The sequence below is a fragment of the Enterococcus pallens ATCC BAA-351 genome (assembly GCF_000407485.1).
Taxonomy (GTDB): domain Bacteria; phylum Bacillota; class Bacilli; order Lactobacillales; family Enterococcaceae; genus Enterococcus_A; species Enterococcus_A pallens.
The window spans coordinates 370,915-396,615 of the sequence record NZ_ASWD01000001.1; the positions used below are offsets into that span (position 1 = coordinate 370,915).

General features: G+C 40.3%; 26 protein-coding genes. 4 read left to right on the plus strand and 22 right to left on the minus strand.

Features of this window, described 5'->3' with window-relative positions; genetic code table 11:
• Position 1 precedes the first annotated feature (1 nt).
• The 3 genes from I588_RS01825 to I588_RS01835 are packed head-to-tail and all read right to left on the minus strand — an operon-like array spanning position 2 to position 2,167.
• A complete protein-coding gene (locus I588_RS01825; protein ID WP_010757231.1) occupies positions 2 to 868 on the minus strand; it encodes an ATP-binding cassette domain-containing protein in 867 nt (288 codons plus the stop codon).
• Positions 865 to 1,620: a hypothetical protein gene (locus I588_RS01830; protein WP_010757232.1), complete on the minus strand. Its 756-nt coding sequence runs from the start codon at positions 1,618 to 1,620 to the stop codon at positions 865 to 867. Before I588_RS01830 ends, I588_RS01825 begins: the two co-directional genes overlap by 4 nt.
• Positions 1,613 to 2,167 carry an RNA polymerase sigma factor gene (locus I588_RS01835; RefSeq protein WP_034693544.1) on the minus strand — a complete coding sequence of 185 codons (555 nt, stop codon included), beginning with the start codon at positions 2,165 to 2,167 and terminating at the stop codon, positions 1,613 to 1,615. Before I588_RS01835 ends, I588_RS01830 begins: the two co-directional genes overlap by 8 nt.
• A gap of 251 nt (positions 2,168 to 2,418) precedes the next feature.
• Between I588_RS01835 and I588_RS01840 the strand changes: the two genes are divergently transcribed.
• Positions 2,419 to 2,784 (plus strand): hypothetical protein, encoded by a 366-nt coding sequence (locus tag I588_RS01840; RefSeq protein WP_010757234.1) that lies wholly within the window; start codon positions 2,419 to 2,421, stop codon positions 2,782 to 2,784.
• Positions 2,785 to 2,963: 179 nt separating this feature from the next.
• Positions 2,964 to 3,338 (plus strand): hypothetical protein, encoded by a 375-nt coding sequence (locus I588_RS01845; RefSeq protein ID WP_010757235.1) that lies wholly within the window; start codon positions 2,964 to 2,966, stop codon positions 3,336 to 3,338.
• A 74-nt stretch (positions 3,339 to 3,412) separates the two neighbouring features.
• On the opposite strand, the gene I588_RS01850 is transcribed toward I588_RS01845, so the two are convergent.
• The 4 genes from I588_RS01850 to I588_RS01865 all read right to left on the minus strand — a co-directional run bounded on the left by I588_RS01850 (position 3,413) and on the right by I588_RS01865 (position 6,584).
• The gene (locus I588_RS01850; protein WP_010757236.1) at positions 3,413 to 3,895 is read right to left on the minus strand and encodes a hypothetical protein; all 483 of its coding nucleotides are present in this window, start codon (positions 3,893 to 3,895) and stop codon (positions 3,413 to 3,415) included.
• Positions 3,896 to 4,063: 168 nt separating this feature from the next.
• Positions 4,064 to 4,804, minus strand: coding sequence for a LytR/AlgR family response regulator transcription factor (locus tag I588_RS01855; RefSeq protein WP_010757237.1), 741 nt, complete (start codon positions 4,802 to 4,804; stop codon positions 4,064 to 4,066).
• An 8-nt stretch (positions 4,805 to 4,812) separates the two neighbouring features.
• On the minus strand, positions 4,813 to 6,174 hold the full coding sequence (locus I588_RS26315; protein ID WP_010757238.1) for a sensor histidine kinase: 1,362 nt from the start codon (positions 6,172 to 6,174) through the stop codon (positions 4,813 to 4,815).
• A 65-nt stretch (positions 6,175 to 6,239) separates the two neighbouring features.
• Entirely contained in the window at positions 6,240 to 6,584 is a 345-nt protein-coding gene (locus I588_RS01865; RefSeq protein WP_139244062.1) for a hypothetical protein, read from the minus strand.
• Positions 6,585 to 6,836: 252 nt separating this feature from the next.
• Between I588_RS01865 and I588_RS01870 the strand changes: the two genes are divergently transcribed.
• Positions 6,837 to 7,400, plus strand: coding sequence for a helix-turn-helix transcriptional regulator (locus I588_RS01870; protein WP_010757240.1), 564 nt, complete (start codon positions 6,837 to 6,839; stop codon positions 7,398 to 7,400).
• Positions 7,401 to 7,444: 44 nt separating this feature from the next.
• Here I588_RS01870 and I588_RS01875 read toward each other — a convergent pair whose 3' ends face one another.
• The 6 genes from I588_RS01875 to I588_RS01900 all read right to left on the minus strand — a co-directional run bounded on the left by I588_RS01875 (position 7,445) and on the right by I588_RS01900 (position 13,615).
• Positions 7,445 to 7,777, minus strand: coding sequence for a hypothetical protein (locus tag I588_RS01875; protein ID WP_010757241.1), 333 nt, complete (start codon positions 7,775 to 7,777; stop codon positions 7,445 to 7,447).
• A gap of 13 nt (positions 7,778 to 7,790) precedes the next feature.
• Positions 7,791 to 8,189 carry a helix-turn-helix domain-containing protein gene (locus I588_RS01880; protein WP_010757242.1) on the minus strand — a complete coding sequence of 133 codons (399 nt, stop codon included), beginning with the start codon at positions 8,187 to 8,189 and terminating at the stop codon, positions 7,791 to 7,793.
• 1,027 nt (positions 8,190 to 9,216) lie between these two features.
• Complete coding sequence (locus I588_RS01885) at positions 9,217 to 9,564, minus strand: hypothetical protein (protein WP_010757243.1); 348 nt, start codon at positions 9,562 to 9,564, stop codon at positions 9,217 to 9,219.
• Positions 9,565 to 9,991: 427 nt separating this feature from the next.
• Positions 9,992 to 11,329 carry a DUF1254 domain-containing protein gene (locus I588_RS01890; protein ID WP_010757244.1) on the minus strand — a complete coding sequence of 446 codons (1,338 nt, stop codon included), beginning with the start codon at positions 11,327 to 11,329 and terminating at the stop codon, positions 9,992 to 9,994.
• A gap of 451 nt (positions 11,330 to 11,780) precedes the next feature.
• A complete protein-coding gene (locus tag I588_RS01895) occupies positions 11,781 to 12,371 on the minus strand; it encodes a hypothetical protein (RefSeq protein ID WP_010757245.1) in 591 nt (196 codons plus the stop codon).
• Positions 12,372 to 12,661: 290 nt separating this feature from the next.
• On the minus strand, positions 12,662 to 13,615 hold the full coding sequence (locus I588_RS01900) for a hypothetical protein (RefSeq protein WP_010757246.1): 954 nt from the start codon (positions 13,613 to 13,615) through the stop codon (positions 12,662 to 12,664).
• Between the two features lie 187 nt (positions 13,616 to 13,802).
• Here I588_RS01900 and I588_RS01905 point away from each other — a divergent pair, with 187 nt between their 5' ends.
• On the plus strand, positions 13,803 to 16,511 hold the full coding sequence (locus I588_RS01905; RefSeq protein WP_010757247.1) for a transglycosylase domain-containing protein: 2,709 nt from the start codon (positions 13,803 to 13,805) through the stop codon (positions 16,509 to 16,511).
• Between the two features lie 7 nt (positions 16,512 to 16,518).
• Here the strand turns inward: I588_RS01905 and I588_RS01910 are convergent, their stop codons facing one another.
• Genes I588_RS01910 through I588_RS01950 form a run of 9 tightly spaced genes read right to left on the minus strand, consistent with a single transcriptional unit; the run spans position 16,519 to position 25,668 of the window.
• Positions 16,519 to 17,964, minus strand: a complete 1,446-nt coding sequence (locus I588_RS01910; RefSeq protein ID WP_010757248.1) for a helix-turn-helix domain-containing protein — start codon at positions 17,962 to 17,964, stop codon at positions 16,519 to 16,521.
• Positions 17,948 to 18,538: a hypothetical protein gene (locus I588_RS01915; protein WP_010757249.1), complete on the minus strand. Its 591-nt coding sequence runs from the start codon at positions 18,536 to 18,538 to the stop codon at positions 17,948 to 17,950. The genes I588_RS01910 and I588_RS01915 overlap by 17 nt, the downstream gene beginning before the upstream one ends.
• Positions 18,535 to 19,296, minus strand: a complete 762-nt coding sequence (locus tag I588_RS26320; RefSeq protein ID WP_010757250.1) for a class A sortase — start codon at positions 19,294 to 19,296, stop codon at positions 18,535 to 18,537. Before I588_RS26320 ends, I588_RS01915 begins: the two co-directional genes overlap by 4 nt.
• The gene (locus tag I588_RS01925) at positions 19,283 to 20,356 is read right to left on the minus strand and encodes a WxLIP family cell surface protein (protein WP_010757251.1); all 1,074 of its coding nucleotides are present in this window, start codon (positions 20,354 to 20,356) and stop codon (positions 19,283 to 19,285) included. Before I588_RS01925 ends, I588_RS26320 begins: the two co-directional genes overlap by 14 nt.
• A 57-nt stretch (positions 20,357 to 20,413) precedes the next feature.
• Positions 20,414 to 21,163: a WxL domain-containing protein gene (locus I588_RS01930; RefSeq protein WP_010757252.1), complete on the minus strand. Its 750-nt coding sequence runs from the start codon at positions 21,161 to 21,163 to the stop codon at positions 20,414 to 20,416.
• Between the two features lie 12 nt (positions 21,164 to 21,175).
• A complete protein-coding gene (locus I588_RS01935; RefSeq protein ID WP_010757253.1) occupies positions 21,176 to 21,964 on the minus strand; it encodes a WxL domain-containing protein in 789 nt (262 codons plus the stop codon).
• A gap of 10 nt (positions 21,965 to 21,974) precedes the next feature.
• Positions 21,975 to 22,667, minus strand: a complete 693-nt coding sequence (locus I588_RS01940) for a WxL domain-containing protein (protein WP_010757254.1) — start codon at positions 22,665 to 22,667, stop codon at positions 21,975 to 21,977.
• Entirely contained in the window at positions 22,660 to 23,034 is a 375-nt protein-coding gene (locus I588_RS01945) for an EF2685/EF0750 family sortase-dependent surface protein (RefSeq protein WP_010757255.1), read from the minus strand. Before I588_RS01945 ends, I588_RS01940 begins: the two co-directional genes overlap by 8 nt.
• A 9-nt stretch (positions 23,035 to 23,043) precedes the next feature.
• A complete protein-coding gene (locus tag I588_RS01950) occupies positions 23,044 to 25,668 on the minus strand; it encodes a pectate lyase-like adhesive domain-containing protein (protein WP_010757256.1) in 2,625 nt (874 codons plus the stop codon).
• Positions 25,669 to 25,701 lie beyond the last annotated feature (33 nt).

The following is a 25,701-nucleotide window of genomic DNA, read 5'->3' on the forward strand; positions in this document are numbered from 1 at the left end:
ATTAAGCCTCCTCCCTGAAATAATATAAATACAGATCCTCTAAGGTGGGCCTTACCTGCCTCGCCTTTTCATTTGGTGCTGTCTCACTGACAATGCGCAAGACTGTGCCACGCTCGGTATTTTTTTGATTACTGATGGTATAGGTCAGCTCATAGCCGGTTACTTCACTTTCTCTTACTTCTACTTCCCAAACAGAATGGTCAATTTCCTGAATTAAGCGCTGTGCCGTACCGCGATTTTTTAGCTTTCCTTTTTTTAAAATCAGTAATTCATCGGCAATATATTCCACATCAGAAACGATATGAGTGGACAAAATTACGATTTTCTCTTGTGAAAACGAAGAAATCAAATTTCGAAAGCGAACACGTTCCTTGGGATCCAATCCACTAGTAGGTTCATCTAAGATCAAAACTTCCGGATCATTTAATAAAGCCTGTGCAATGCCCAACCGTTGCTTCATTCCGCCCGAAAATTTCTTGATTCGCTTGTTCTTCACAGTTTCTAACCCGACCTTGTTCAGCAGGTCATTACTTTTACGCTTAGCCACAGTGGGATTAAGTCCCTTCAACGCTGCGATATACAGCATAAATTTCATGGCGGTAAATTCAGGATAATAACTAAAATCCTGCGGCAAAAACCCTAAAATGGTGCGAAATTCTTGGCTGTTGGCATCGGTATTTTTGCGATTGTACAAAACCTCCCCTTCATTGGCATTAATCAACCCGCAAATAATCCGAAACAAGGTGGTTTTTCCTGAGCCATTGGAGCCCAGAAGCCCATACACTCCGGGAGTCAAACTGAAGGAAACATTATCCAAAACAGTGGTTCCTTCGTATTTTTTAGTAATATTCATTAATTCCAGCTTCATGTTAATTCCCTTCCAATTCTTCTTGTACTTTTTAAAATAATCATGGCTACTATCAAACCAGTCGCAAAAAAGCTGCTTAACCAGATGGATATATTCGCCTCATATAAATCAAATTTGAGTAAGATTCCCCAGATCACTGCGACACTTGCGCCAGAAGTCAGCCATAGCAAAATGCGGAAGCTTTGTGTATTCCAGGTCGTTAAAACGGACAACACGACAATCGTGCAGCAATTCATTGGTACCAGCAAATACAAGGCACATTTCCAAAATGTCAGCATTAAAAATCCCTGTCCCGCTAGCGAAATCCCCATTACAAAAAACAATTCGAACAAACCAAAAATCAGAAATTTCGCTAACAGCTGTTGATCGAGATTGTACTTTAAGGTCTGTTCCAGCTCCCACGTACCATAGGAGAAGCTTTTCAGCAGCTCATCTGTAAACAGCAGCAACGAGAAGGAGACCAATACTGTCAAGCTAGCCAGCAAAATACTCCAGTCATAATACATAGCGAAACCTCCCTGCTGAAAAACAGCTAAAAAGCCGACAATTCCAACAAATAGCGCGATCTGCTTGATCCAGATTGCGGCGGGAATAAAACGCAAAGTAATGGCTAATAAGTTGAAAAAGGAGTGGCGAGTATACTGCTGCTTTTCCATCAAACGTTTACCTACAGTAATTACTTGTCGTTTGGCTTCTTCATTGGTTGCAATTTTTTGTTGCAGCACTAGTTTCTTTAGTTTTTCTTCATTCAAAGTAAAGAGCCTCCTTGTCTAACAGTTTGCTTAGCTTCTTGATTCCTTGGTTAATCCTTGATTGCGCAGTGGGCACACTAACTTCGGTCATTTTGGCGATTTCCTTCACCTTTAAGTCATGATAGAATTTTAAGATAATCGCTTCTCTTTGAATATCCGGCAGCTGGTTTAATGCCTGCTGGATTTCATCGGAACGCTCTTCTTCACTAATCAGCTGAAGAGAGCTTTTTTGTTGCTGATCTGGAAGATAGTCTGCTAATTCTGTCAGGTCAAATTTTTTCTTACTATAATAGTTATTGCAGGTATTCACCGCGATGGTAAATAAATAATTGAAAAATTTTCCGGTGAACTGATACTTATCGATGCTTTTTATCAGCTTCAGAAAAATATCCTGCGTCAAATCCTCCGCCAGCTTAACCTGTCCGAAGCATCTTCTAAAGCAATAGGAGTAAATCGTTTGATAATAACGCTCAACTAAAAGCTCCCACGCCTCGGGATCGCCTTTTTTAATTTTAAGCACCAGCAAATAATCTTTGATAAGTATCACCCTCTTTCTAAATTCCTCACTATATAGTAACAAACCCGCAGCTAAAATCATTTAATTTTTTTTGCTACCTTCGAATTTTCCTCCTTCCCTGCTCACTATTAATGAACCGCTGACGTTCAAAAATCATTTAACTCAGCGAAACTTTTTTTGCCAATCAGGTAAAAAAATGAGCCATTTAGGAAATAGGCCTCGTTTTTTGCCTGATGGATGCTAAACTTTAGTCAGAAATCATCGTTAAGGAGGAAACAAAAATGAACACATTTTTAACTACTATCATCAATTTAGCAATTTTAATTGCCTTGGTTTATTGGAATCATAAAGTTGAAACGACTGGAACCAAAGAAGAAAAAAGACTTCACCAACAATCGATTGTCGGAACCGCAAAGCTGCTGGTCTTTTTTGCTCTGCTAGGGTTAGGCTTTGATCTCTTCAAAACTCTTTGCCATTTGTTGGGCTTAATCAAGGATGCCCCTGTTTTAACACCTAACTTAACTGTCAGCTTGATTGCGGTCGTAATCATTTACTTCTTTCTCTCTGATTACTATAAAAAACCTGAGTCTGAACGTAAAAAGCTAAAAAAATCGATGTATTTTTGGGATAATAAGCCCTTACAGTAAACTCGTTCTTAAACGGCTAAATTTTTTCATTAAAATTTAGCCCTTTTTTGCTAAAAAAGCCCTCAGCTTTTTTGTGTAAGATTTAAATGATAAAACTCTCATCATAATCTCCTTTAAATTTAGTCTAGAATGTGCTAACATTTGCTTTAAATTTGAAGGAAGAAAAGAGGCAAAAGCGTATGATGGACTGGATTCTACTGTTTGTAACCAGCGTCTTTTGGTGGGTGATTTTTCCATTTACCTTTGACATCGCCAAGTCAAATAATCGTTATCGGTGTAATTCAGTGCTAGGATTCCGTTCAACATTAGCTGTCGGCAGCTGGAAACGTTGGAAACTAGCCCAGATTCGTGCGAAAAAATTCAGCTTTATTGCGGGAATCATTCAATTTGTCATTGCGGTTCCTATCCTTGCCTCCAATCGGATCAGTGAAGAAACTGGCGCAATCATGATCGCCGGCCTACTGTTCCTATTATTAGCAGCGCAATTTATTTACGTCCAGCATTATTTAAAGAAAGCCTGCTACTCTAATCAGAATACGTTGAATAAAGCCTAACGAGAAAATCGTTAGGCTTTTTATGATCCGTGATGCTCTATTTATCTTTAACACCATTAGAAAGTAAAGGTTTATTAAGACAATTTTCCATTGTCCTCTGCTTTTTTTGGGACCTCATCGTATAATTCAGCAATTAGTTGATCACTGGTTTTCTTGTTCTCAATTCTGTCCTTCAACATTACCAGGTCCGTTTCATCAGGATAAAGTCCTTCATAAATACTATCCACAAGTGTATCGCGTGCTTGCCAAAAATTTTCCGGTGTACTAAACTGTGTGCCCATAATGGTAAGTCGAGACAAATCCGTTTTGGCTAAAAAGATACGCTCTGCTTTTTCCGGCGTCATTTGCTTCCCACTATATAACTGCGCTACTTTTTCAACGGATATATTTAAGGCATTAAGAAGTAGGACTATTGTTCCAAAGCTGCTTTTAGTTGCCTCTTTTTTTAACGCCTCGTTAACTGTACTTACTGCCAGACCTGTTGTTTTAGCTAATTTAGCAGGACTGGCTTTTTGGCCTGTTTCTTTTTCAATAAATTCCGCTAAACTCAGCACCATCAGTAAACACATCCTCTCACAGTCAGTTCTCTCTCTTATACGTTCCAACATCAATTTTTGTAATAACAATATTTAGCCTTGATGATCTTCAGCAGGACAGGAACCTACCGTTTAGGCTTGAGAATTTTATACAAGCAAAAAAGCCGAAAGATTTTCTAATCCTTCAGCTTACTGCGTTAGCAGCTCTTGCAGCACTTTCTTCTTCCTACGAGTGAAAAAGCAGCTTAACTCATCCTCAAAGAAAATGGTATTCGTTTTATAGTCCAATTGTTTAATTTGTTTCGTGTTGACTAAATACGAGCGGTGAACACGCAAAAAGTCTTCTCCCAGCTCGGTTTCCAGGTCCTGCAAATTCCCAAAGAAGTCCAGCTGCTGATTCTTGGCATACAAAAGAACCTTGTGCTTGTGCGGGGAGGTTTCAATAAAGTAAATCTCGTCAATTGCCACATAGAAAACCTCATTATTCATTTTAATGGGCAAATATCGTCGGGTTTCCTTTTGCTCCAGGAGTAACCGTTCCTGTACGCTGTCTAAGCATTCCCGCACGCGTGTTTGAATATTGGCAATGTCGCCCTTGATGATGTAATCCATCGCTTCTAAACGGTACTTGAAGGTCTCGGCCAATAGTTCGCTGTGATCAGTAATAAAAATGATAAAGCCGCGGGGATCAACTTTTCGAATGGCTTTGCCTAGATCAAATCCATTCATTTCCTCATCCTTTAAATCCACATCTAGAAAATAAACATTTCGCGTCTTTCCCTCCGCGATTGCAGCTAAAATTTCCTGCGGTTTGGCCGTTGCTAAAGCGACCTGCATGTCATAGGCCTGGATCATTACATAGGCTTCGATTGTTTTTTGAATTTCCTGCTGAAAAACTAAGTTGTCTTCACAAATATAGATAGTTACCATAGGATCTCCTAATTTTTAATTGTCAAAATTTGAACAAACTCATTGTCTTTCGCAACCGTTTGTTTGTACACATGCTGATATTTGGATAAAATTCGTTGATAACTGAATAAACCTACTCCACGGTTATTTCCTTTGGTAGAAAAGCCCTCCTGCCAAATCTGGTGGATCAGCGGCTTTTCCCGAGTTGGATTTTTAATGATTACGGTCAGATCTTCAGCTTCATTGCTTAAAATCACATCCAGCTTAGCTGCTTCTGCTTGAAGCTGCTGGACCTCCTCCATCGCATTATCCAGTAAGATACCCAAACAGCGAACGAAATCGTTCAAATCCATATTGATATTCTTAATGGGCTCGCTGACTTCCAAATTACACTGAATGCCCTGTTGCTCCATTGCAGCCAGCTTGGTCAGCAGCATACTTTTAACCGCCGACACCTGAATATTGCTTAAATGCGTTGTCTCTTTGATCTTGTTGGCAACATTTTCATCCAACTGACCCAATGTCTGATTCAAGTAAGCCTTAATTTCTTCCGTTTTACCCTCTTCTGATTGTAAATACAACCCAGACAAAATATTTTTGTAGTCATGCTGCAAGGTCCGCATGTCCCGCTGGATCGATTCCAAGCTTTTCACATAGCCTTCCTGCTGCAAAAGGGTGGCCTCCTGCTCGGCAATCCGCAGCTGAGCATTTTTGTAGAAAGCACAAAAAATCATTAAGAAGCACACTAAAATAAAAATGAAAAGATTATGGGCAAAGGGATACTCTTTTGTAAATTCAGGAGCCAACAATTCAATCATTGAATTTAGATTAACCAGAAATAAGAAGGCCAATGTCGAAAGGATCGCCCTTTTTCGAGTTTCAAACAGTGAATTAATAAAAGGAAATAAGTTAACCGAATGAATCAGCTTAATAAATAAAAGATAAAAAAGCGGCATAACGATATCTCTATTTATTATCGCAGGCCACGGGAAAGTTAATCCTAAATGTTCAATCATCCGTCCGACAAATAGATTGCTAAATCCATCAAAAACGCCTAAAAGTGTTTGCACTACAAAAAATGCAGAAATTCCCCGCAGTGTTATCCCACGATTCAGATATAAATAGAAAACAAGTTCCCCGATAAGCATAATTACATTAAGAATCGTAGAGGAACGCTCCGTCATCCATCCATCCGCCCCGATCTCCGTAAAGAAGGAGACAGGAAAAATGACTAAAAGAATAAATAGCAGGAGACAAAGCATCGTTTGTTTGCGCGTAAGCTTTCTACCAGTAAAAAAGGTGAATAATTCAATCGTAAACCACTTAACAAAAAAATAAGTGAGACTATTTAAAATAAAAAACTCCATCACCCGACCAAAAGACATAAACATGTATTGAATCTCCGTCCCCTTTTTAAAATGATTCTATTCTATATCTAATCAAATTACAATCTATTTTATAATATATTATGGCCATTTTCTCCTTTTTCGCAGTTTTTTTTATGATAATCGCGGATTTCTGAGTGCATGACGACTAATTCCTTCATCGTTTCAGTAAGATCATTTTGCAGCTTTTCCTGCTGCAGCTTTAACTTTTCTTCTTTCAGAGCCAATTTCTTTTTAAATTTTCTTTGGAGGTGTCGATAATACATCACTCCTCCCACAAGGAAAATCAAGAAAATGATGACTAATAAACGGTGCTGAGCCACAAATTCGGGAGCAAGCAAATTAGAGAAAAACCAACAGACAAACAGACCGCCGATTCCTCTAGCAATTATGTAAATTTTTTCTTTCCTCATCATAGCCGCCCCCTCTTCTCTACCTATTTTATCTAAGAGCCAAAGGAGAAACGGCTTCTTTTCCTAAATGGTCCTTTCTATTGCTTGTTTGGAAGAAACGATTGACGACTGGTTCAATAAAACGCTAAACTAGAAAAAACTTGTTAAATCAAGCTGTCAAAAATCTTTGACACTCGAAAAACAGCAAGTATAAAGACCTTTGATCGCGGAAATTCTCTCGATCTTTTAAGCTAAGGAGACAAAGGAGCGAAAAAAATGAAGCTTAGTAAGCAAATCAAAAAATATCGAGAACGTGATCAACTTTCCCAAGAAAAGCTGGCAGAGAAATTATATGTTTCGCGGCAAACCATCTCCAATTGGGAAAATGAACGCAGCTATCCTGATATTCATAATTTGCTGCTGATGAGTGTTCTTTTTGACGTAACTTTAGACGAACTAGTTAAAGGAGACGTGGAAATGATGCGAAAAGAATTGGATAAGCAGCAATGGAACAAATGGACAACCAGGATGATCGTCGGTATATTAGGAACCACTCTATCCATTGGACCGGCTGTTCGCTTTATGGGAACACCGGGATTAGTCATCCCCGCACTATTTGCGGTATTTATGATGTATGCAGCGTTTAAGGTTGAAAAGCTGAAAAAAAATCTTCAATTAAAAACCTACTCACAGATTGTCGCATTTTATGATGGCAAAACGTTAGATGAAAAAGATGTGAAAAAAAATGCCCGCAAAGATTTCTGGATTAAAGTCGCCTTGGTTATCGGCTTTGGCGTTATCGGTGGTGTGCTAGCCGCTATTAGCTTGCTATTTGCCTAAAAAAGAAGCCATCAGCTCTTGACATCCAGCTGATGGCTTCCTTATTAAAACATGTTTGGCAGCATAGCAAAGACGAAAAAGATAACCGCCAGAAACATCAGTACAAAAATGGCCAAAATTTTGCGTTTCAAGCGATCCATCGCTGCTTGTTCCTGTTGTGTCAAACGTACCTCATAGTTTCTTCGTTTAAACAAATACAGCAGCAATCCGCCACCTGATTGTCCACCTAAGCTAACCAATGCCCAGAACCTCGGCCGCTCCAACCCCCGAGCTTTAGCATCAATCAAAACTAGGGAATAAATATAGTAGCAAAGAAACAGACTCCCTACTATAATCATTCCGCAGCAGAAGAAAACTAAAATATTACTTGTATTCATGGAAAAAACCTCCTTAAATTTTCTTGATAATCAAGTAGAAGATGCTGAAGGTATTCGCCATTAACAAGAGAAAGAGCAAGACCCAAATAATTTTACTTAGTGGACTAGCTGCGATTAGCCCAACCATGAGTAACACATTTACTAGCAATAATAAAATGAAGGTTTTGATGAAACGGTTTTGCTGAGTGTTTTTTTGTAATTGATGCACCATTTTATTGTCTCCTTTCAGTAATTCGTCCAACGACAACTGGTAAATATCCGACAAGCGAATGATTCGTTCGATGTCTGGATAGCTGCGACCATTTTCCCAATTTGAGATAGTCTGTCTAGTGACGCCCAGTGCCTCGGCAACTTCGTCTTGTGTCATATGCAGCGTATTTCTTCTTTCTCTTAGCTTTTCTCCAACTTCCATCAGCTTAGCCTCATTTTCTCTTCTTTTGTCTTTAGTTTAAATCAAAAACCGTTTGAAATGACGTAAAAATGCTTTTACATCCCCATTAAATCGACAATTATCTCGCAAATAAGGCAACATTTTTCTCTTCCCCATATCATTCTGACCGCCTGGTTGGGGATTCTTTTTTTATTCTGGATCTTATTTTCTTGTACTGGGAAAAGCAGAACTGGCAGCTACCTCGCTTGTAAGGAAACATTTTTCTAAAAACGAAAAATGTCTGCATTCTCTTGCGCATATCATTCTGCTAAACTGCTTGGAACTTCATTTTGCTTTATCTTCTGATTTTTGATCTTATTTTCTCTAGTTACTGAGAAAAGCAGAACTGACAGCTACCTCGACAATAAGGTAGCATTTTTCAAATAGCGAAAAATGCCTCGTATTCTCTTGCGCATATCATTCTGCTAAACCGCTTGGATCTTCATTTTGCTTATTTTTTTGATTTGGATCTTATTTCTCTAGTTACTGCGAAAAGCAGAACTGATAGCTATCTCGATAATAAGGAAGCATTTTTCAAATAGCGAAAAATGCCTCGTATTCTCTTGCGCATATCATTCTGCTAAACCGCTTGGATCTTCATTTTGCTTATTTTTTTGATTTGGATCTTATTTCTCTAGTTACTGCGAAAAGCAGAACTGATAGCTATCTCGATAATAAGGAAGCATTTTTCAAATAGCGAAAAATGCCTCGTATTCTCTTGCGCATATCATTCTGCTAAACCGCTTGGATCTTCATTTTGCTTATTTTTTTGATTTGGATCTTATTTCTCTAGTTACTGCGAAAAGCAGAACTGACAGCTATCTCGCTTGTAAGGAAACATTTTTCTAAAACCGAAAAATGTCTGTATTCTCTTGCGCATATCATTCTGCTAGACTGCTTGGAACTTCGTTTTGCTTTATTTTTTAATCTGGATCTTATTTTTTTGTACTGGGAAAAGCAGAACTGATAAAAAAAGCATGATCAAACTTGCGTTCAACCATGCTTTCGTTTATTCACCTTCAATGAAGTAGCCGTGCCATTGTTTACTGTCAACGTCGTCTACATGCGAACCGATTAACTGCAAATTGGTTCCTTTTTTAAACTGTTTGTCATTTCTTGCCTCTAAGTCTTCATTAAACAACTGATCATAGGAGGCATAGTCGATACGCTGAATTGCAGCTTCACCATACTCCTGGATCAACTCTGCCAAATATTGACGCTCATTTTCTCCGCTGGTAGGTATCGTTACTTCTACCGATGAAGCTGTATTTTTTGGTGCTGGAGCTGCATCCTCTACTCGGCAGCCGGTCAGTAGTAACAGTATCGATAATAAGCAAACTGCTAATCCCTTTTTCATCATTATTCCTCTTTTTCGTTTTCTCCTTTTTATAGTATCACATAGTTTTTTTGAATGGTATGGATTTTTTGAGGATTTTTGATTCGACAAAAAAATCACCTAAGCAAAAAGAACTTTTAAACGTCTTTTGCTGCTATAAACTTGATTAAACAAGCAATCTGATAGGTTTACATAATCCAAATCTATCAGAGTTGAAGGTAAGTTGAAAAGTGATGTGGCGTCAATACTAATCGTCTCAAAATCAGGTGCAACTGGAAGAACATGGAGAAAGTATTATCAAACCGGCGCCGTCCCGGCATCTGAAAACCGAGTGTCACTCAACTTACCAGAAGAACGATAGGGTTCTTCTGGTAAGTTGAGCCAAGCCGCAGTGCTTCAATCGTATTGACTTGCGCATACCAATAGCTATTGAATTTTCAGACACAGCCTAATTGATGGGCTCGATTTTTGGCAACACGTAGTTTTCATCAAAAAAGGCGTCTTTTGGTAAATAAATACGCAAAAGTGGTCGATAATACCCTTTTGGTGCAGGCAACCAGTTTTTTTGCTGTTCAGCAGAGTTAGGCTTTTCTGTGGAAAGATAGATGGTTAACTGATCTCCTTGGTATACCAATCCTTTCGTTCGGTCACCAATAGAATACCGATCAAGTTCATTGGCTACTAAATAATACTCTGGGAAAGTGTACATGGTTAATGACCAGAAAGCATTTGTTGGCGGAGTATGCTCAAATGTCAGCTGATACTCTTTTTCTCCCACTAACCGATCCCCATTGCTATCAACATATATTGGTAAGTAGACGGCTTCATATCCGTGATTCCCCCATAGACCGCCCATTGCTGCAGTAGCTCTTGTTAAGATCAATTGATCCAGCTCGCTATTCGTTTTGTGAGGCAAAATCCATTCTGGCGAATTCACGGTACCTAACTCGAAAAATTCCGTATTGTAATCAAACGCATGATAGTTTATTTGCCAACCATTCTCTACCACTGCCTTTCCGTGCTGTAATTGATCACTGATTAGGTTTCTTCCACGTTTTTCAGCAGTTAGGAACAGTTTCTCGTCTTCCTCTTCGATATCAATAAAGGGATTCTTTTCATTAAATAGCCCCAAAGATTCTAAAGTTGCATGATAGCTCTCGAAGGTTGGTGACAACGGAAATTCTTTCAAATAATGCCAAAATTTTTCCCAAAAAACCATTGGATGATCATCATTAAAATTCTGCCAACAAAATTGATCTGAATCGTTAGTCAGTGAAGTTACTTTCAATTTTTTTTGCAGTTTTCTAACGGTCTCTATTTCTTCAGGCTCACATGCCCAGCGCCCAACAATACTAATCAATTTCGTGGGGCAATGGATTATTTCAGCTGTGGTATCGGGTATAGTTGCCTGATGATCAGGCGGAACTAAAAGATATTTCCCCCCTCGACCGGCTACTGAACGTTTTCCTATATAACTAAAATTTTCTGTCCAAGCATCGACTAGCTGAAGTACATAATAGCGTTCTCTAACTTCGGGAACTTCTAAAATCATGGGTCCGCTAGAAAGATCGACTTGGCAGATGGAATAAAGCGTGTCATTGTTGACTGAAACAAATCGACCTTCAGGAGTAGCTTTATTCACGGCATGGCTAAAGACGTTGAAAGGTGCTGCTGGTAAATCACCGATACCTTTGTCGGTGAATCGTTTCATTTGATCTAAGTTAAAAATCAATGGAAAGCCTAATACAAATGCTTTTTCTGCTTGTTTGATTCGTTCTTCTGTCATATTTTCCCCCTGCCTAATCGTTACGTTACGGTTACCTATAAAATAAAGCCTCGTTTAATCCTAAAACAACTCATCGATTTTTTTGCTGATGTTAGGGAAGTAATGATTTGCAATCGCATGCTCTAAGGAACCATCATACTCCTGCCTGCTTCAAAAAATTGGAAAAGTAATTTCAAGAAATTCCCACCTATTTCTTGAAGCTAATCACCACGAATATTACGCCATTCTTGTTCATCCCTATGCTGATTCAGAATAAATTATCTATTAAACTGATAATAAACTATATTTATGTAAAAGTGAAGCAAGCTTATAGTCGAGAAATTTACATTATAACAAAAAACACTCAACAAATAATTGCTAAGCGTTGCACTTTATTATGGCATCCGAGAATTAAAGGTTCTCTTTAGCTAAGTATTTTTTACCAACTAGTCTTCCCTGACAGAGAGCATAACTACTCTATTATCTCTTTATTTGTATGAAAAAGGATTTCTTTAACCGCTATATTTCTTTTGCACAAGTATAAAAGATACGATAAACTAGAAAATCCATATAGAGACCACGTAAACCAATTTTGTGCCCCTTTTTCAAAGTCTTGCAGTCTGTAAATAGAAAATAAGTCTTCAAGTAATTCTTCATAAAGAGTAGAACCCAATTGCACTTTATTTGCTGTCAAAATTAGTTGGATAGCTAATTGAATAACAAAGATGATACACCAACCGATCAAGTAGTGTGTACCTCCTCTTACTGCCACCTGATTTTTATAGATATTCTTTTTTTTACCATTTTCTTCAAAGTAAACATACACTGGTATTAAATGTTGCCTTATCTTTGCATGTTTTGCTTGATAATAACCCACTAGGGAACCCGTCAAAAAACAGAAGAGTAAAACAACTAAATTATTTCGTGAATAATGAAAGTGAAACGCTACCTGCAATAAAGAAAATAGTGGTAAAAAATAATAGGTTACCTTATTAACGGCTCCATAAGAGAATTGCTCTTTTATAAAATAAAGCAGCATGAGGATTACTAAAAATGAAATCAAAATATTGCTCCTTCCTTAGCTAGCAAGTCGTTTCAAGTATCGAATATCTTTATTAGCCACTGATACAAAAATAATTTACTTTCACTCTCTGAGTTAGTCAAGAAAAGTCTATGTTTGTCAGTGTCTATTTTTGTGTCTTCGCTGACAAATAGATCAGTAAAGAAATCAATTAGTTAACCAATTGATTACGATAATTCTGTTTTACACATTTCGAAAAGTCTTTTAAACGCCTGCTTATTTGTCTTAAACAAAAAACTGAGCAAGTTTTTTACCTTGCTCAGCTTTTGTACTTATTGCTTAGCAACTGAATTAATTTTCTGCTGCAATCGATCGTATTCAACTTTGTAGGTATCGGCATCCTTTTCAGAAGTCGGAACTCGGAAGTAATAATCTGTAATCCCATCTGTGGGACTATTGGAATGCTGGAAGCTGTTTAAATAAGCTTGTCGCAGGTCGCCTCGAGTGGCTACATAAAGATCAAAGAAGCCTGCTTTATCCTTAATCGGTACTTCTTTCTCTAATGCAGCAAATTCGGTTTGATCAGGACTTAAATCTGATTTACGCATTTGCTGATACAGTCGTTCGTCCGATCCCTTGGCAATCACATCTGACCAAACTGTTTCAAAGTCCGCTGAACGATCCAGATAAGTATCATCGGCTGTGATTAGTAAGGCTGTGGTATCCGTACTGTCAGCCACTGACATGCTTAACAGCTCTTCTGTATTAAAAGTAATATCCGCTACATAATCTCTTCTCGTTCCATCGGCTGTGGTAAAGGTCCACTGTTGCCGCTGATTTGTGACAACATCTTCGTCTTGCAAAGTTTGACCAAAGCCTAGCAGTCCTACTTGGACAAAGGCCGCTTCTTCAGAACTGATCATTGGATATACTTTGCGATATAGCTCATAAACAAGCTTCTTATCAGCAACGTTGCCAAATACGGTTAAAAAGATATGTTCCAAATCCTGTGAGCTTGCCATACTTTCTGGCTGCTGCAGGCCTTCATTTAACGCGTTAATCTTATCCGTTTGCGCATTTAACAGCTCTTGGTCATTCACATCCTTTAACGCCAATGCAGGAAGCTTCGGCAATTCCGCCTGCTGCTGTTCCTTTTCATCACTGGCAAACACACTAAAGGGAATGGTAAACTGAGGAAAATTCCCCGTTAAAATAATAGCAAAGGTTGCGACAAATAAACCGGCTAGAATGCCCCAAAAGATTAACCATTTTTTTGTGGTTTTCATTTTTCACCTCGTTTTGTTTTCCTTTCTCATTGTGGCGACATTTCCTCTTTTCGTCAAGCCTTCTTGGCATATTAATGTGGAATTTTACTTAATTTTTCTAAATTTTTGATAGTAAAGCGACAATTTCCATGGTCTTTCCCGCTGTTATCTATTAAACTAGAAGAAAATGATTTTTTGAGGGAGCTACATGGCAGAACGAAGAAAAGATCGACGCAAGAAAGAAAGCAAGCAAAAGCAGGTCCTGCCACTTTTGTCTGGCGAGAAAAAGCGTCCGAAACCGAAAAAAACAGGAAATAAACGAAACAATAATACTAAGTCTAAAAAGCCATCAGGCAGCGGACTTTCCAGAGTAACCAAAATTTCTATAGCCGCTCTAACGTTAATGGTGATTGCCTTAGTGGCAGCTGGCGTGTTTTTTTTCAGACAATATGGCCAGGTCATTACTGCTGCGGTAGATGCAGGACAGCAGCAAGCGAAATCGATTCAAGAAAGTGACTTTAAGCAATTTCGTCCCACGACTATTTTAGATGTGAATGGCGGAACATTAAAGGAACTGAAAACACAGGAACGGGATTATTTAAGCTACAAGGATATGGACCCTTTAGTTTCTCAGGCCTTAATTTCGATTGAAGACAAACGTTTCTATGAGCACCATGGGGTAGATACCCAAGGATTGCTGACGGTAGGACTAAATGCCGTTCTAGGCCGTGGGGTTCGGGGAGCTTCTACGATTACCCAGCAGCTGGTTAAGAACATTTATTTAACACCGGAAGTCTCTATTTCTCGTAAGGTTGAGGAAATGGTAATGGCTCAGTCCTTAGAACAGAAGTTTTCCAAAGAGCAGATCCTTGAGTACTACTTGAACAACGTGTATTTTGGCCACGGAGCTTACGGAATTAACGCGGCTTCTCGGGTGTATTTCGATAAATCCATTAATGATACTAGTTTATTGGAAAAAGCTGTTTTGGTAGGAATTACCAACAATCCTGGTTTGTATGACCCAGTAAGTAACAAGGAAAATGCCTTGAAACGTGGGAAAACGATCCTGAACGAAATGTTAAGTCAAGGCTACATTACTCAAGCAGATCATGACAAGGCAGTAAAAGATGATTTCACTGCCAGCATTCATTCGGATGCCTTAAATAATGATCTAGGTGATAACGAGGTTGCCTTAGCAGTCGATTCAGCAACCAAAATTTTGATGGAGCAACAGGACTTCCGCTTCCAGTACCAGTTCGACAGTAAGGAAGAAGAAGATCGGTACAATCAAGAATATCAAGACGCCTACAACAAAGTGTATCAACGAATTTTGTCTGGCGGTTATGAAATTCAAACCAAAATCGATCCGACGATTCACCAGCAGCTGCAGGAAATCGTTACCCGAGTCATGCAAAGCTGGCCAGATATGGACCCTGAAAAGAATATTCACGTGAAGCAGGCAGCGATGACCGTTATTGATAATGCTACTGGCAGTGTTGTAGCAAGTATTGGCGGCCGTGGTGAAGAAGGCAATACCTACAATCGGGCGTTTCTTTCTTACCGTCAGCCAGGTTCTGCGATCAAACCGCTGGTCTCCTATGCGCCAGCTTATGAACGCGGGCTTCTAGAAACTAGTACCGTATCGGATGATCGACCAAACAATAACTATCCGAATAATATTTATATGGGATCACGGGGCAATTTAACCTTGCGGAATGCCTTGGCAATCTCCTCCAACGTGGTAGCTTACAAATTAGCGATGGATAATCAGACGGAATTGCAAGAACCGGTCTATCAGCCTCTCGCTCAAATGCAATTTACTGGCTTGGACGTTGCCGATGATAACCCGATTATCGCTGTCGGCGGGATGACCTATGGTGCCACCACCCAAGAAATGGCTAGTGGTATTGCTACATTGGTGAACCAAGGAAATTACCGGATGCCAACCAATATTCAAAGTATTAAACGTAAAGACAATGATCAGGAAGTCTTCAATCTAAACGATGCCCCACAAAGGAAAGTTTACAGTGAAGATGCTGCTTATTTAACAATTGATACCATGAAGGCTGTTCATCAAGATGCAGATGGAACAGCGACTGATACAAACCTGGCTCACAATCAATACTGGGCAATTAAAACCGGTACAACGGATGAAGCCAAGGATTTATGGACGGTTGGAGCAACACCGCATTACACTGTAGCCGTTTGGGCGGGGGATGATACACCGCAGCCGCAGGATAATACTTCGGTGGGTAAAGCGACCCGTCAGATTTTCCAGGAAGCGATGGATTTGTTAAACGACGGCAAAGAAGATGTTGATTTCCAAATGCCGGCTTCAGTAACGAACCAAAATGGTCAGCTGGTTACGCGCTCCAGTCAAGCCAAACAAGTACTAGCGACGCGTTCGAATGCGCTGCTGGCTACAACGCAGAACATTGATGCCTTAGCCAAAACCAAGGCCAATGAACTGATTGCTGAAAAGCTGAACAGTCCAATGGTATCAGAGGCTTCCAGCTTCAGTACCCAGCTGTTGGCTGATCGGATTCAAACCTTGAGTCAGTTCGAATTAATTGTGACTGACACACAGGACAACTGGAAAACCTTTGATCAATATGCGCAACAGGTTTGGGCGTTGATCCAAAACGTAGAGCCGGCTGGCGGAACCTTATCTAACCAGTACACTAGCGTTTATCGTACGAAGGAAGCACAGTATGCGCAAGAAAAAGCTGCGCTGACCTCTGATGTTGATCGTGTTGAAGGCGAGATTACCGCTAACGAAGAGCAAAGCAAAGATTTGGATAAACAAATTGAGGATTTGAAAAAAGAACTGAATATTCGTGACACTACCCGACCTTCCAGCAGTTCCAATACTTCTGGCAGCTCTAGTAGTTCCAGTGAATCACAAGAAAGGGATTAGCCGCTGGCTAATCCCCTTTTTCGTCTGCTAAATACTTTTTCGAACGCTGCTGAACAATTTTTTGACCTAAATTAGCCCAATCCAACGGCCGCGGCGGCGACAGCCAAACGACATATTCACACGGACTGTTTTCCCCCAATGCTCGGTTGTCTGTCAACAGGATATCGGCTTCTTCTATATTATCAGTTGTACTCGCTCCTGCGGTTTGAAAGAAAACCAAATTTCCTTCGATAAATTGGTTGTATAGTTCTCCATAATAAAAGTCCGTATAAATTTTTACCGTGTGCAACAGTGCCTCCTTGGGAAAGGTGGTCACAATCAGCAACAAATAATTAAAAAAGACGAATTTCTTTTTATCATACAAAGCCGTTCCCTTCATCGATTCCATGTATTGTCGACAAAATACTAAAATTTCAGGATAGTTTTGCTGAAAATAGCTGATGTCGATCGCTGGCTGCAGCGCCTCATAGCCTAAACTCAGTTCACTAAGCTGCAGATGCAAGAAATCCAAGCGCTGGTTAAAGTAAGCCAGCTTTTCCGGATGAATTGCGATTACGGGAAAGGCCTCGGTTAAGGCTGTAATGAATTGCTGGCTATAATCTTTTATCCAGTCACTCCAAACCGTCACTTGATCAACTAGCTTAACCGAACGAGTGAGATAAAAATTAGTAAAGGCTCGTTTCTCAGGTGCCGCAAACGACTCTGGTAAACGTGAAAAGAAATAAGAGAGGCATAACTGTTCTTGGGTCTCTCCATTTAATAATGGTAGAATGGTCTCTTTTAAATAATGCCCCTGCCTTATACGTGTATCACTTACATAGCTGTAATGAATTAACTCAGTTCGTTGATGTCGCGTAAAGTCTTCTGCTGACAAAGCCGCAATCTGCTGTTTTACTAAATAGGTGTCGGTGCCTGTATAAATAGACAATTCATCCTTAAAAATCCGACTGAATAATTCCGTAAGCAGCAGTCGTAAGCCTTGTTCATCTTCACTGACTAGCTGAAACTTTCGTGTGATCTGAAGCTTCTTTTCTTTCAAAAAGCGATTTAGATGCTTATATTCCTTATAAGCAATTGGATAACTAATCAGCTCTCTAACTGAAAAGTCATTTACTGAATTATATTTTTGAAGATAGGCACTGCAAAACAGCTTAAACCCTAAAGAATCCTTCACATAGCTTTCCAGTAAGGACTCCGAGCTGGCTTCTCCACTGATTTTCAACTGAATAAATGGATCTTCATCAATCAGCTGAATCGCCTGGTCCAGCTGATACCTTTTTAGATCATAAATCAGTGCGTCGATGACTCCTTTTAAGACGTAATTAGAAATCTCTAGCTGATCCATAATTTCTTGCTTAGCAACAGAAAAAAATGGACTTCGCTCTAACAATCCCAGAATTCGATACTTCCGCCATTCCTCTTTTGCCAAAAATTGCTCAAGCAAAATAATCACTCAGCTTTTTCTCACCAATAGTCACAGGATCTCCGTACAGCGCAATTCCCGATAATAGATACGCACTCAACGCCGTTTGACTAAATTCGCTGCCTCCACTTGCTTCACCACCTGAAAATGGCTCAGACATAGTTGCTGGTGATTCATTGAAAAAGCTGTCGTCTAACATCAAAGGGGTTTGTGAATGGCGGATAAAGGTCCATATTTTGTCAGATTGCTGATTTTTTTCAGCTTTTTTCTGGGGCTTATTCTCTTTAGAAACAGCTTTTTCAGCGTTCTCATCGGATTTACCCGTTGGTTGGTTAGTTTGTTCTTCCTTGGTCACTTTAGTGGCTGATTCCACTGTTGAAGATTCACTGGTTTCTCTAGGCTCCGATGAATCCGTTGATTGATAAATAATTTCAGCTGCTGATTCCTGAGCTTTTTGCGGTTCATCATTAGGAATAGGGGTAATAGTTTCATTAGGGTTCGTCGGATCATAAATCCTTGTTGCAGCTAACGAATAATTGGAGTATAAGAAAATGCACGCGCCCATCCATAATGAGACTGAATGAATGATTACCCGTTTTTTCATTGGGCTTCCTCCTCTCGTAATAACCTTAAAATAATCAAGGTTCCTAGGGCTGCCAAGCTAAAAAACAACCCAATTCCTAGCCACATGTTTTGACTATTTCTTTTAGTAGTGACTTTTTCCAGCTTCTTTTCGGTTTTATTTGTTTGATTAGTTCTGGGTGAGCTTTTTTGTAAATCTGCGGTGACCACAAATCGCTGATCGGTTTGTCTTGGCGTATCGCAGGTTATCAGCGTCAACTGTGGCTTAGGGGTTTCAGCTAATACACTAAGATCGGTTTCTTTAATTACCTTGGTGGCAGTCACCTGATAATGATAGACTTCATCGGCATAATAAAGATAGATATTGTCTTTTTTAGTTAAAGAAAACAGCTGCCCAAATAGTAATTGCTGGTTTCCTAGGTGATGACCCAGCAAAACTAGGTTGTCCTTTTCTGGACGCCGTTCGGGAAACAGCATACCTCCTCCAGCTAACAACGTTTCCTGAGTAATTGCCGGATAGATCGAAACGACAAAGCCAGCTGAAGGAATTAACAGCTTGGCGCTAATTGGCTGATCCGTCCCTTGAAAAGCTGCTATTTCTGAAAAAGTTGGCGGTTGAACAGCTTCGGCTTGATTTAATGGCTGGTCAACCACCTTCGTTTGAACGGCAGAAACTTTAGTTAATTTGTAACTCAACAGGCTTTGTTTTATCATCGGAAAGCAAAGGAGAAATAATGCAGCCCAATAAATAATCACTAGGAAATATTTACTTTTTCCCATGTTTCTTTTTGTACCAAATAATTATAATGATCACTAACAGCAACAGGATGCCAATTAGGATATACAGCCAGGTGAAGTCCTGCTTGACCGTCACATCTTTATCATTTAGTTTTCGAGCCTCGTCAGCTTTGATTTCAAATTCTTTCTCCAGCTGCCAATTGTAACGATAATTTTCCTTTTGACCATCTGTGTTTGGATAGGTAAATGCTCCTGCTTCATCCTTTTGTCCATAAGCATCAATTTTCAGCAGGTATTTTCCGGGACTTAATCGTTCACCATTTAAGGGCAGGCCTAAATTGAAGTTAGAATTGGGCGCCATTTGCATACCTGTTTGTGTATTCTCGTAAATTACCTCCTCTTTTCCTTGCTTAGTAACAGTCATGTGAGTGGTTAATTGATTCAAATAAACAGGACTAGGATTTTGCAAATTCCCGTAGATCAAGGTCCGGGCATTGACCTGTTCTGCTCCTGCTTTTAACAATTTCAAATCTGGCGAGCCATTCTCTGTCCCTTGACGCATCAACAAGGCAACGACATAAGAATACTCATTCTTAATTGCTAAACCAGAAGAATCATCACTAGAAGTAGTGGTTTCTTCTGCTTTTTTCTCTTGGAACGTAATACCGCCTGCTATAATTCCTTCAAATGCTTCGTTTGGCATATGTATATTTAGTTTATAGTCGGTTTCCGAATGAGGTGCCAAGGTTATTTCTTTCGCTGCTTCCACGTAATCCTTTAAGTTAAATTTCAAGGATGAATCTGGAGCAATCTCATTGGCACTATATTCAACTACACCATTGCTGTTCGTAGTGGCACTATTAATTTGAGCTTCGACTACCACCTCACGATCAGTATCGTTCCGCAAATTGACGGTTAATTCTTGTTTTTGATCCGGTGCAAGCTGTAAATCAAAATACGTTTTGGATTTATCAATTTGGTTGTCAGGGATTTGTGGCGTAACCGCAAAACTAAATTCCGCCCCCTCACCGGTAATACTAGTCGATAAACCTATGCCGATTAGCAAAAAAATACTTAGTACAATTCTTTTTAAAATTTTCATCATTGCTTCCTTTCAGTCAAAGGAAGGGATGCAAAAAGCACATCCCTTCTTACGTTATTATTGGATTGGATCGGTTGCTGGTGGTGTATCAGCTAACACCCAAGTAAATGTCGTTTTGTATTGTTTTGCATATTTAGTGGTCGAACCCGGCACAGCCAGTTCAATACTTTCAGCTCCAGTAGCCGCATCGGTTCCCCATGCCAATAAGTAAGTGCCCGCGCCCTGACCATCTGCCGCAGACATAACATTTGTCAAAGCATTGTCAGGAGACAATTTGATCGTTGCTTGTCCCGCAGGTTTTTCTGAGCTAGAGTTTGTCACTACATTTCCATTTTTGAAGGTAATTGCAGCACCGGTTAATTCCTGATTCTCGGCTGTCTTAAATTGACCGTTTTGCTTCACCTGCAGATTCCAGCCTGTTTCCAGTCCACGATTATCGGTGACTTGAACAAAGTTAGGACCTGTCTTCTCGGCATTGGCTTTGTCTAAATATTTTTGCGCCTTGGCTTTGTAGACCTCATCGGTAGACGTAATTTTTTGTGTGCCGAAATCTAAGCTTGACGCGTAATCGATGGATAATGGTCCATTGGTTCCAGGTTTTGGACCATTCGGATCAGTTGGATCCACTGGTTTAATTGGGTCCACCGGATTTGTTGGATCCACTGGTTTAGTTGGATCTGTGTTTGCTTCAAACGTCACCGCACCATTGGAGGTATATTGTCCGCCGTCTGCTGCTAGACTTGTCACTGGTACGGCTAACCCAGCTAAGGCTACTGCCGCGATTGTCAAATAGTGAATTTTTTTCATGATTTCGCTCCTCTAAACATTTTCTGGTATATCTGAAAGATTCCAAGTTAACGTAGTTTTATAATTTACCGCATCTTTTGGTGTGCTGCCTGGTACAAATAAGGAAACATCCTTAGTAACGTTTGCCTGTACATCCTTACCCTCGGCATCCTTTTCGGTTACGTCTTCCACTGTACCCCAACGGTTCGCCCAAGTACCTGCCCCAGTATTTTTTACTGCGGATAGAACAACCGATTCTGTGCCATTCGGATTTAACGTGATTGGTTTTTCCGCTACTGGTGCTACAGCTGTAGAATTGCTGGCAACAGTCGGCTTGTCTAGCGTGATAACTGCTCCAGTTAAGGTATCATTCAAGGTAGTCGTCGCTGCTTTAAATTGACCATTTTGTTTAACCTTTAAGACCCAACCGCCATTATTCCCGCGATTATCAGAAATTTGAACATAGTTTGGCGATGCCGGTGTATCTCCCTCGTAGGCTTGTGCCCGAGCAAAATAGGTTTGGTCCTTATTGGAAATTTTGTTTAATCCAAAGTCCAATGATGACGCATAGTCGATAGACAATGGGCCATCTGTTCCTGGTTTTGGACCATCTGGATCAGTCGGATCGATAGGTTTCACCGGCTTGTCAGGATCTGGATCAACCGGATTAACTGGTGGTGTTGGATCAGTATTGGGAATGAACTTAACCGCCCCATTTGATGTATATTCACTGCTTTCAGCGGCATAAGTCGCAGCACCACCAAGAGTGGTAAATGCTAAAATAGTCGCCGCAGCTGTCGTAATCATTTGTTTCTTTTTCATGATTTTCCTCCTATTCATTTCCTGGTACATTCTTGATTGACCAGGTTAAAGACGTCCGGTATTCCTTTGCGTATTTTACCGAACCTCCTGGTACCTTTAGCTGGATCGCTTGATCCCCTTGAGCTTGACCAAAGCGATAAATCCAAGTGCCGATTCCTTGATTTTCATTTGCTGTAACAACATTTTTTTCTTCACCAATAGATTGGAAAACAACTTTCTCCTGGGCTTGCGGAGCATAGGCTTGATCCACATTGGATACAACCTGACCTTTTAGAAAAATCAATTCGGCATTCTTTAACTCTTGATTAGTGCTCGTGTGAAATTGTTCATCCTGCTTTACACTGAGTATCCAGCCGCTGCCTGTTCCGCTAAGATCAGATACTTGAACAAAATTGGGCCCGTTTTTTGGAGTACCATCTGCTGTTTGATAGTTCAAATCCTGTGCATAATAGGTTTGGTCAGTTGTTGTGATACTCTGCTTGCCGAATTGAAAGCTTGAAGCATAATCAATCGAATGAATGCCGCCAGTCCCAGGGGCAGGCCCTGAAGAATCGATGGGGTCTTTCGGCACAATCGGTTTAGTTGGATCAGGTGCCAATGGATCCAATGGTCGAATAACCGTACTGGTATTTATTTGATAGGAAAGAATGGTTTTGGATTCCTCTGCAAACGCTGGACTGTTCACCCAAAATAGACTACCCACGAGGAGAATGACTGCTTTTTTCAGTTAAATCCCCTCCTCGCTTTAGTTTGAAACCGACAAATGCCAACAAAGCGATTCCTGCAATTGTAGTAAATGAAGACGAACGATCACCCGTCCGCGGTAAAATAGAACCTTTTCCTTCATAAGATGGCAAAGCATTTTGAATGTTCTCTCTGCTTTCGCTCATTGAGCTATCCGAATCAGCAGCCGTTTTAGGTAGGTCGTCTTTTGTCGGCAGCTGGTTTTCTGGATACTCATAAACACCATAAAATCCCGTTTGCCCATTGGAATCATAATTTACTTCACCGTAAGCAGGTGTGCTGGTTAAGCAGAAAAGTGCGATACAGGTAAAAATTATTTTTTTCATTGTCATCACCTAATTTCCCGGGACATCTTCTAATTTCCAAGATAATTTACCGGAGTATGTGCCCACCCGCTGCTTTTCAGGCGGGACAACTAATTTAAAGCCCCCAGCTGATTGCCAATCTGCCGAAATATCTTGAATACCGTCTTCAGTAAACTCGCCTGTTTCGATGACTTGATTTCCCGTATTAATGGGCAAATCACCTGATTGGGACGTATAGTAAAGTGAATCGACTAAAGAAACAGCTCCCAGCTTGATTTCTTCTGATTGATTAACCGTAATTCGCCAAGGCTTATGAGCATCGCTCCGAGAATCCGATATTTCCAGCTTGCCACTAATTTGTGGTTGATAGGTTTCTGTTTTATTTGAAATATCATTCAAGCCAAAATTGAATTGCTCAGGTACTTCTCTCAAGGTTAGATAACCTACTAAGGTAACAGCTGAAGCAGCTTTAAATGTCGCATCACGATAATTCATATCTGCTGCTGGCTGAATATTCCCAACTGCGTTGTTTGTGGCCGGCGGGTTATCAATGCCGTTAGCACGTCCACTTTGATCCCGTAAAAAGACCTGCAAAACGTCATTTTGCTTTAAAGCTAAATGTGAAATGTCCAGTGTCCAAGAGCCATCTGCTGCTACGGTACTAGAAAGACCACTTACCTCATTGCCATTGACTGTCAAAGTAACGATACTGTTTGGCTCACCTGTACCAGTAAGTTTAGGTGTAATACTTTCAATCTTCGCAGCATCATTGATCTTCGCTGGTTCCGGCGGCGTAACATCAATTACCGTTGTCGCGACGGGCGACTCGGTGATCCAAGGCCCTCTTTCAGCAATACCAGAAACTGATTTCCCCGCTTTTTGAAAGGTTTCAGCTTGATAAGAAATATAGCCGTTCTGATCGGTAGCCAAATTAGAAACCACTTTTCCATAGGAATCCGTTAAGGTAACAATCGCTTGCTTACTTGACGCATAAACTGGAATATAATTAATCTCTCCGTCACTATTTGAACCATTGTTATCAGGAACCATGCCGATGATTACTCGTGCCTGTAATGTTTTGTCGGCATCTGTAATTGGTGTCCATTCGATGGTTGGATTCTGATTCATCCCAGAAATTCGACGATAGTTCCCCTGCTTGAAGCTTGCAAGACCTGTTTCAGATGTAGTGACTGTTTGAGCAGTCCCATTTCCTGTTACTTCAAAGCTAGCTACTTTGGCATGAGTCTCATCTGATGGACCTAATGGCTGTGTACTTAGCTTCCATAGATCAATATCTGAATCGATTATCTTAAAGGAATTATCCCCATAGTTGCCCATCGCCACCTGAACTGCTTGTCTGCCATCATAAAGATTCCGCAAATCGTATTGTGCTGGTGAATCTAAGACCATCCGAGTGTTTTGCCAGCGAACAGATGCTGAGCCAACCCCATTGGATGACATATTTATCAAAGGTTGGCTGCTTCGACCGATTACGTAAAAATAAGCGCCAGGATTTACTTCTAAATACGTATTATTGTTAGAAAAAGCAACCACTGCCCCGGAATTTTGTTTACTGGTCAAGTTCACCACAGCGCCTGGTTTGATAATCATTCCTGAACCATTTTCATCAAAGCGCACAGCATTCCCTGGCATATTGACGTTAAATACGCTGTTCTCCCCAACTGTTAGCCGTTGATAATATAGATAAACTGCCGGATAGGTGGTTCCCCCAGTTTGGCTTTGAGTGATATTAACCCGACAATTTTGACCGATTGTGAATTCTCTAGAAGCCCCCGTTGAACTGCTGGCAGCTATCACGTTATACCAGAAAACAGAGAAGTCATAATAATTCACATTGCCCGTGTAAACCGTGTTATCTTCCATAATAAAACTTCCCAGATAGAAATTTTCAGCTCGGGTGTCAACGTTCATCTTTCCGTAAACAGTTACTTCACCATAAGATGCCCGTGCTAAACGCTGAACTCCTGGTTCGGTCGTCACATTTCCAAAACGATAGCGCCACTTTCCACCATTAGCATAATTCAGCCTAGTCCCCACAATATCTTCGGAATATGCTCCAAGATATTGCTGGTTCAAAACGATATCATGCATATGAAAGGAACCGGTAGTGCTAGTTGGTGCTCCCAGCCAGATCGAAGAATCTCTGAAATCCACTCGATGTCCTTGACCATCAATTTCAAGGTTGTTACGACGCGTATAAGTAGAAAGACGGCCATCACTAAGCGTAGTACTAGTAAAGCTTGCTGTAAGTGTAATTTTAGTCACCGTCTCATCTCTGACGCTATTCACAAAACTCGTCCAATCGCTCACAGCGACTTCACCCGCAGCTAAAGTTTGCACAGCAGCTCGAGTAGTTGCCTCTTCCTGTGGTTGGTCGATTTCATCTTCTTTCTCGGTTGAAGCAACCGTTTCTTTGCTTTCTTTCGGCTCCTCAGTTTCAGCTGTAGAAGCTGTATTCTTATTTACTTCGCTTGAAGATACGGTGGACAAAGGATCTTCACTAAGGGACGAAATAGTTGTCTCTTTCTGCTCCGTTGAAGAAGACGTCGCAGTATCCTCAGTCGCAGCAATAGCAATCGTATTAGGTATCATCAGCAAAATTATCAAAAGAACCAGTCCTATTTTTCGTTTCATGCTCTCCCCCCTTTCATTAATAGGCTAACAAAA

What these genes read in the sequence shown, in the direction of transcription:
- I588_RS01825 (WP_010757231.1), bottom strand. Translation starts at nt 868, where the DNA reads ATGAAGCTGGAATTAATGAATATTACTAAAAAATACGAAGGAACCACT.
- I588_RS01840 (WP_010757234.1), top strand. Translation starts at nt 2,419, where the DNA reads ATGAACACATTTTTAACTACTATCATCAATTTAGCAATTTTAATTGCC.
- I588_RS01845 (WP_010757235.1), top strand. Translation starts at nt 2,964, where the DNA reads ATGATGGACTGGATTCTACTGTTTGTAACCAGCGTCTTTTGGTGGGTG.
- I588_RS01850 (WP_010757236.1), bottom strand. Translation starts at nt 3,895, where the DNA reads ATGGTGCTGAGTTTAGCGGAATTTATTGAAAAAGAAACAGGCCAAAAA.
- I588_RS01855 (WP_010757237.1), bottom strand. Translation starts at nt 4,804, where the DNA reads ATGGTAACTATCTATATTTGTGAAGACAACTTAGTTTTTCAGCAGGAA.
- I588_RS26315 (WP_010757238.1), bottom strand. Translation starts at nt 6,174, where the DNA reads ATGTTTATGTCTTTTGGTCGGGTGATGGAGTTTTTTATTTTAAATAGT.
- I588_RS01865 (WP_139244062.1), bottom strand. Translation starts at nt 6,584, where the DNA reads ATGATGAGGAAAGAAAAAATTTACATAATTGCTAGAGGAATCGGCGGT.
- I588_RS01870 (WP_010757240.1), top strand. Translation starts at nt 6,837, where the DNA reads ATGAAGCTTAGTAAGCAAATCAAAAAATATCGAGAACGTGATCAACTT.
- I588_RS01875 (WP_010757241.1), bottom strand. Translation starts at nt 7,777, where the DNA reads ATGAATACAAGTAATATTTTAGTTTTCTTCTGCTGCGGAATGATTATA.
- I588_RS01880 (WP_010757242.1), bottom strand. Translation starts at nt 8,189, where the DNA reads ATGGAAGTTGGAGAAAAGCTAAGAGAAAGAAGAAATACGCTGCATATG.
- I588_RS01885 (WP_010757243.1), bottom strand. Translation starts at nt 9,564, where the DNA reads ATGAAAAAGGGATTAGCAGTTTGCTTATTATCGATACTGTTACTACTG.
- I588_RS01890 (WP_010757244.1), bottom strand. Translation starts at nt 11,329, where the DNA reads ATGACAGAAGAACGAATCAAACAAGCAGAAAAAGCATTTGTATTAGGC.
- I588_RS01900 (WP_010757246.1), bottom strand. Translation starts at nt 13,615, where the DNA reads ATGAAAACCACAAAAAAATGGTTAATCTTTTGGGGCATTCTAGCCGGT.
- I588_RS01905 (WP_010757247.1), top strand. Translation starts at nt 13,803, where the DNA reads ATGGCAGAACGAAGAAAAGATCGACGCAAGAAAGAAAGCAAGCAAAAG.
- I588_RS01915 (WP_010757249.1), bottom strand. Translation starts at nt 18,538, where the DNA reads ATGAAAAAACGGGTAATCATTCATTCAGTCTCATTATGGATGGGCGCG.
- I588_RS26320 (WP_010757250.1), bottom strand. Translation starts at nt 19,296, where the DNA reads ATGGGAAAAAGTAAATATTTCCTAGTGATTATTTATTGGGCTGCATTA.
- I588_RS01925 (WP_010757251.1), bottom strand. Translation starts at nt 20,356, where the DNA reads ATGAAAATTTTAAAAAGAATTGTACTAAGTATTTTTTTGCTAATCGGC.
- I588_RS01930 (WP_010757252.1), bottom strand. Translation starts at nt 21,163, where the DNA reads ATGAAAAAAATTCACTATTTGACAATCGCGGCAGTAGCCTTAGCTGGG.
- I588_RS01935 (WP_010757253.1), bottom strand. Translation starts at nt 21,964, where the DNA reads ATGAAAAAGAAACAAATGATTACGACAGCTGCGGCGACTATTTTAGCA.
- I588_RS01945 (WP_010757255.1), bottom strand. Translation starts at nt 23,034, where the DNA reads ATGAAAAAAATAATTTTTACCTGTATCGCACTTTTCTGCTTAACCAGC.
- I588_RS01950 (WP_010757256.1), bottom strand. Translation starts at nt 25,668, where the DNA reads ATGAAACGAAAAATAGGACTGGTTCTTTTGATAATTTTGCTGATGATA.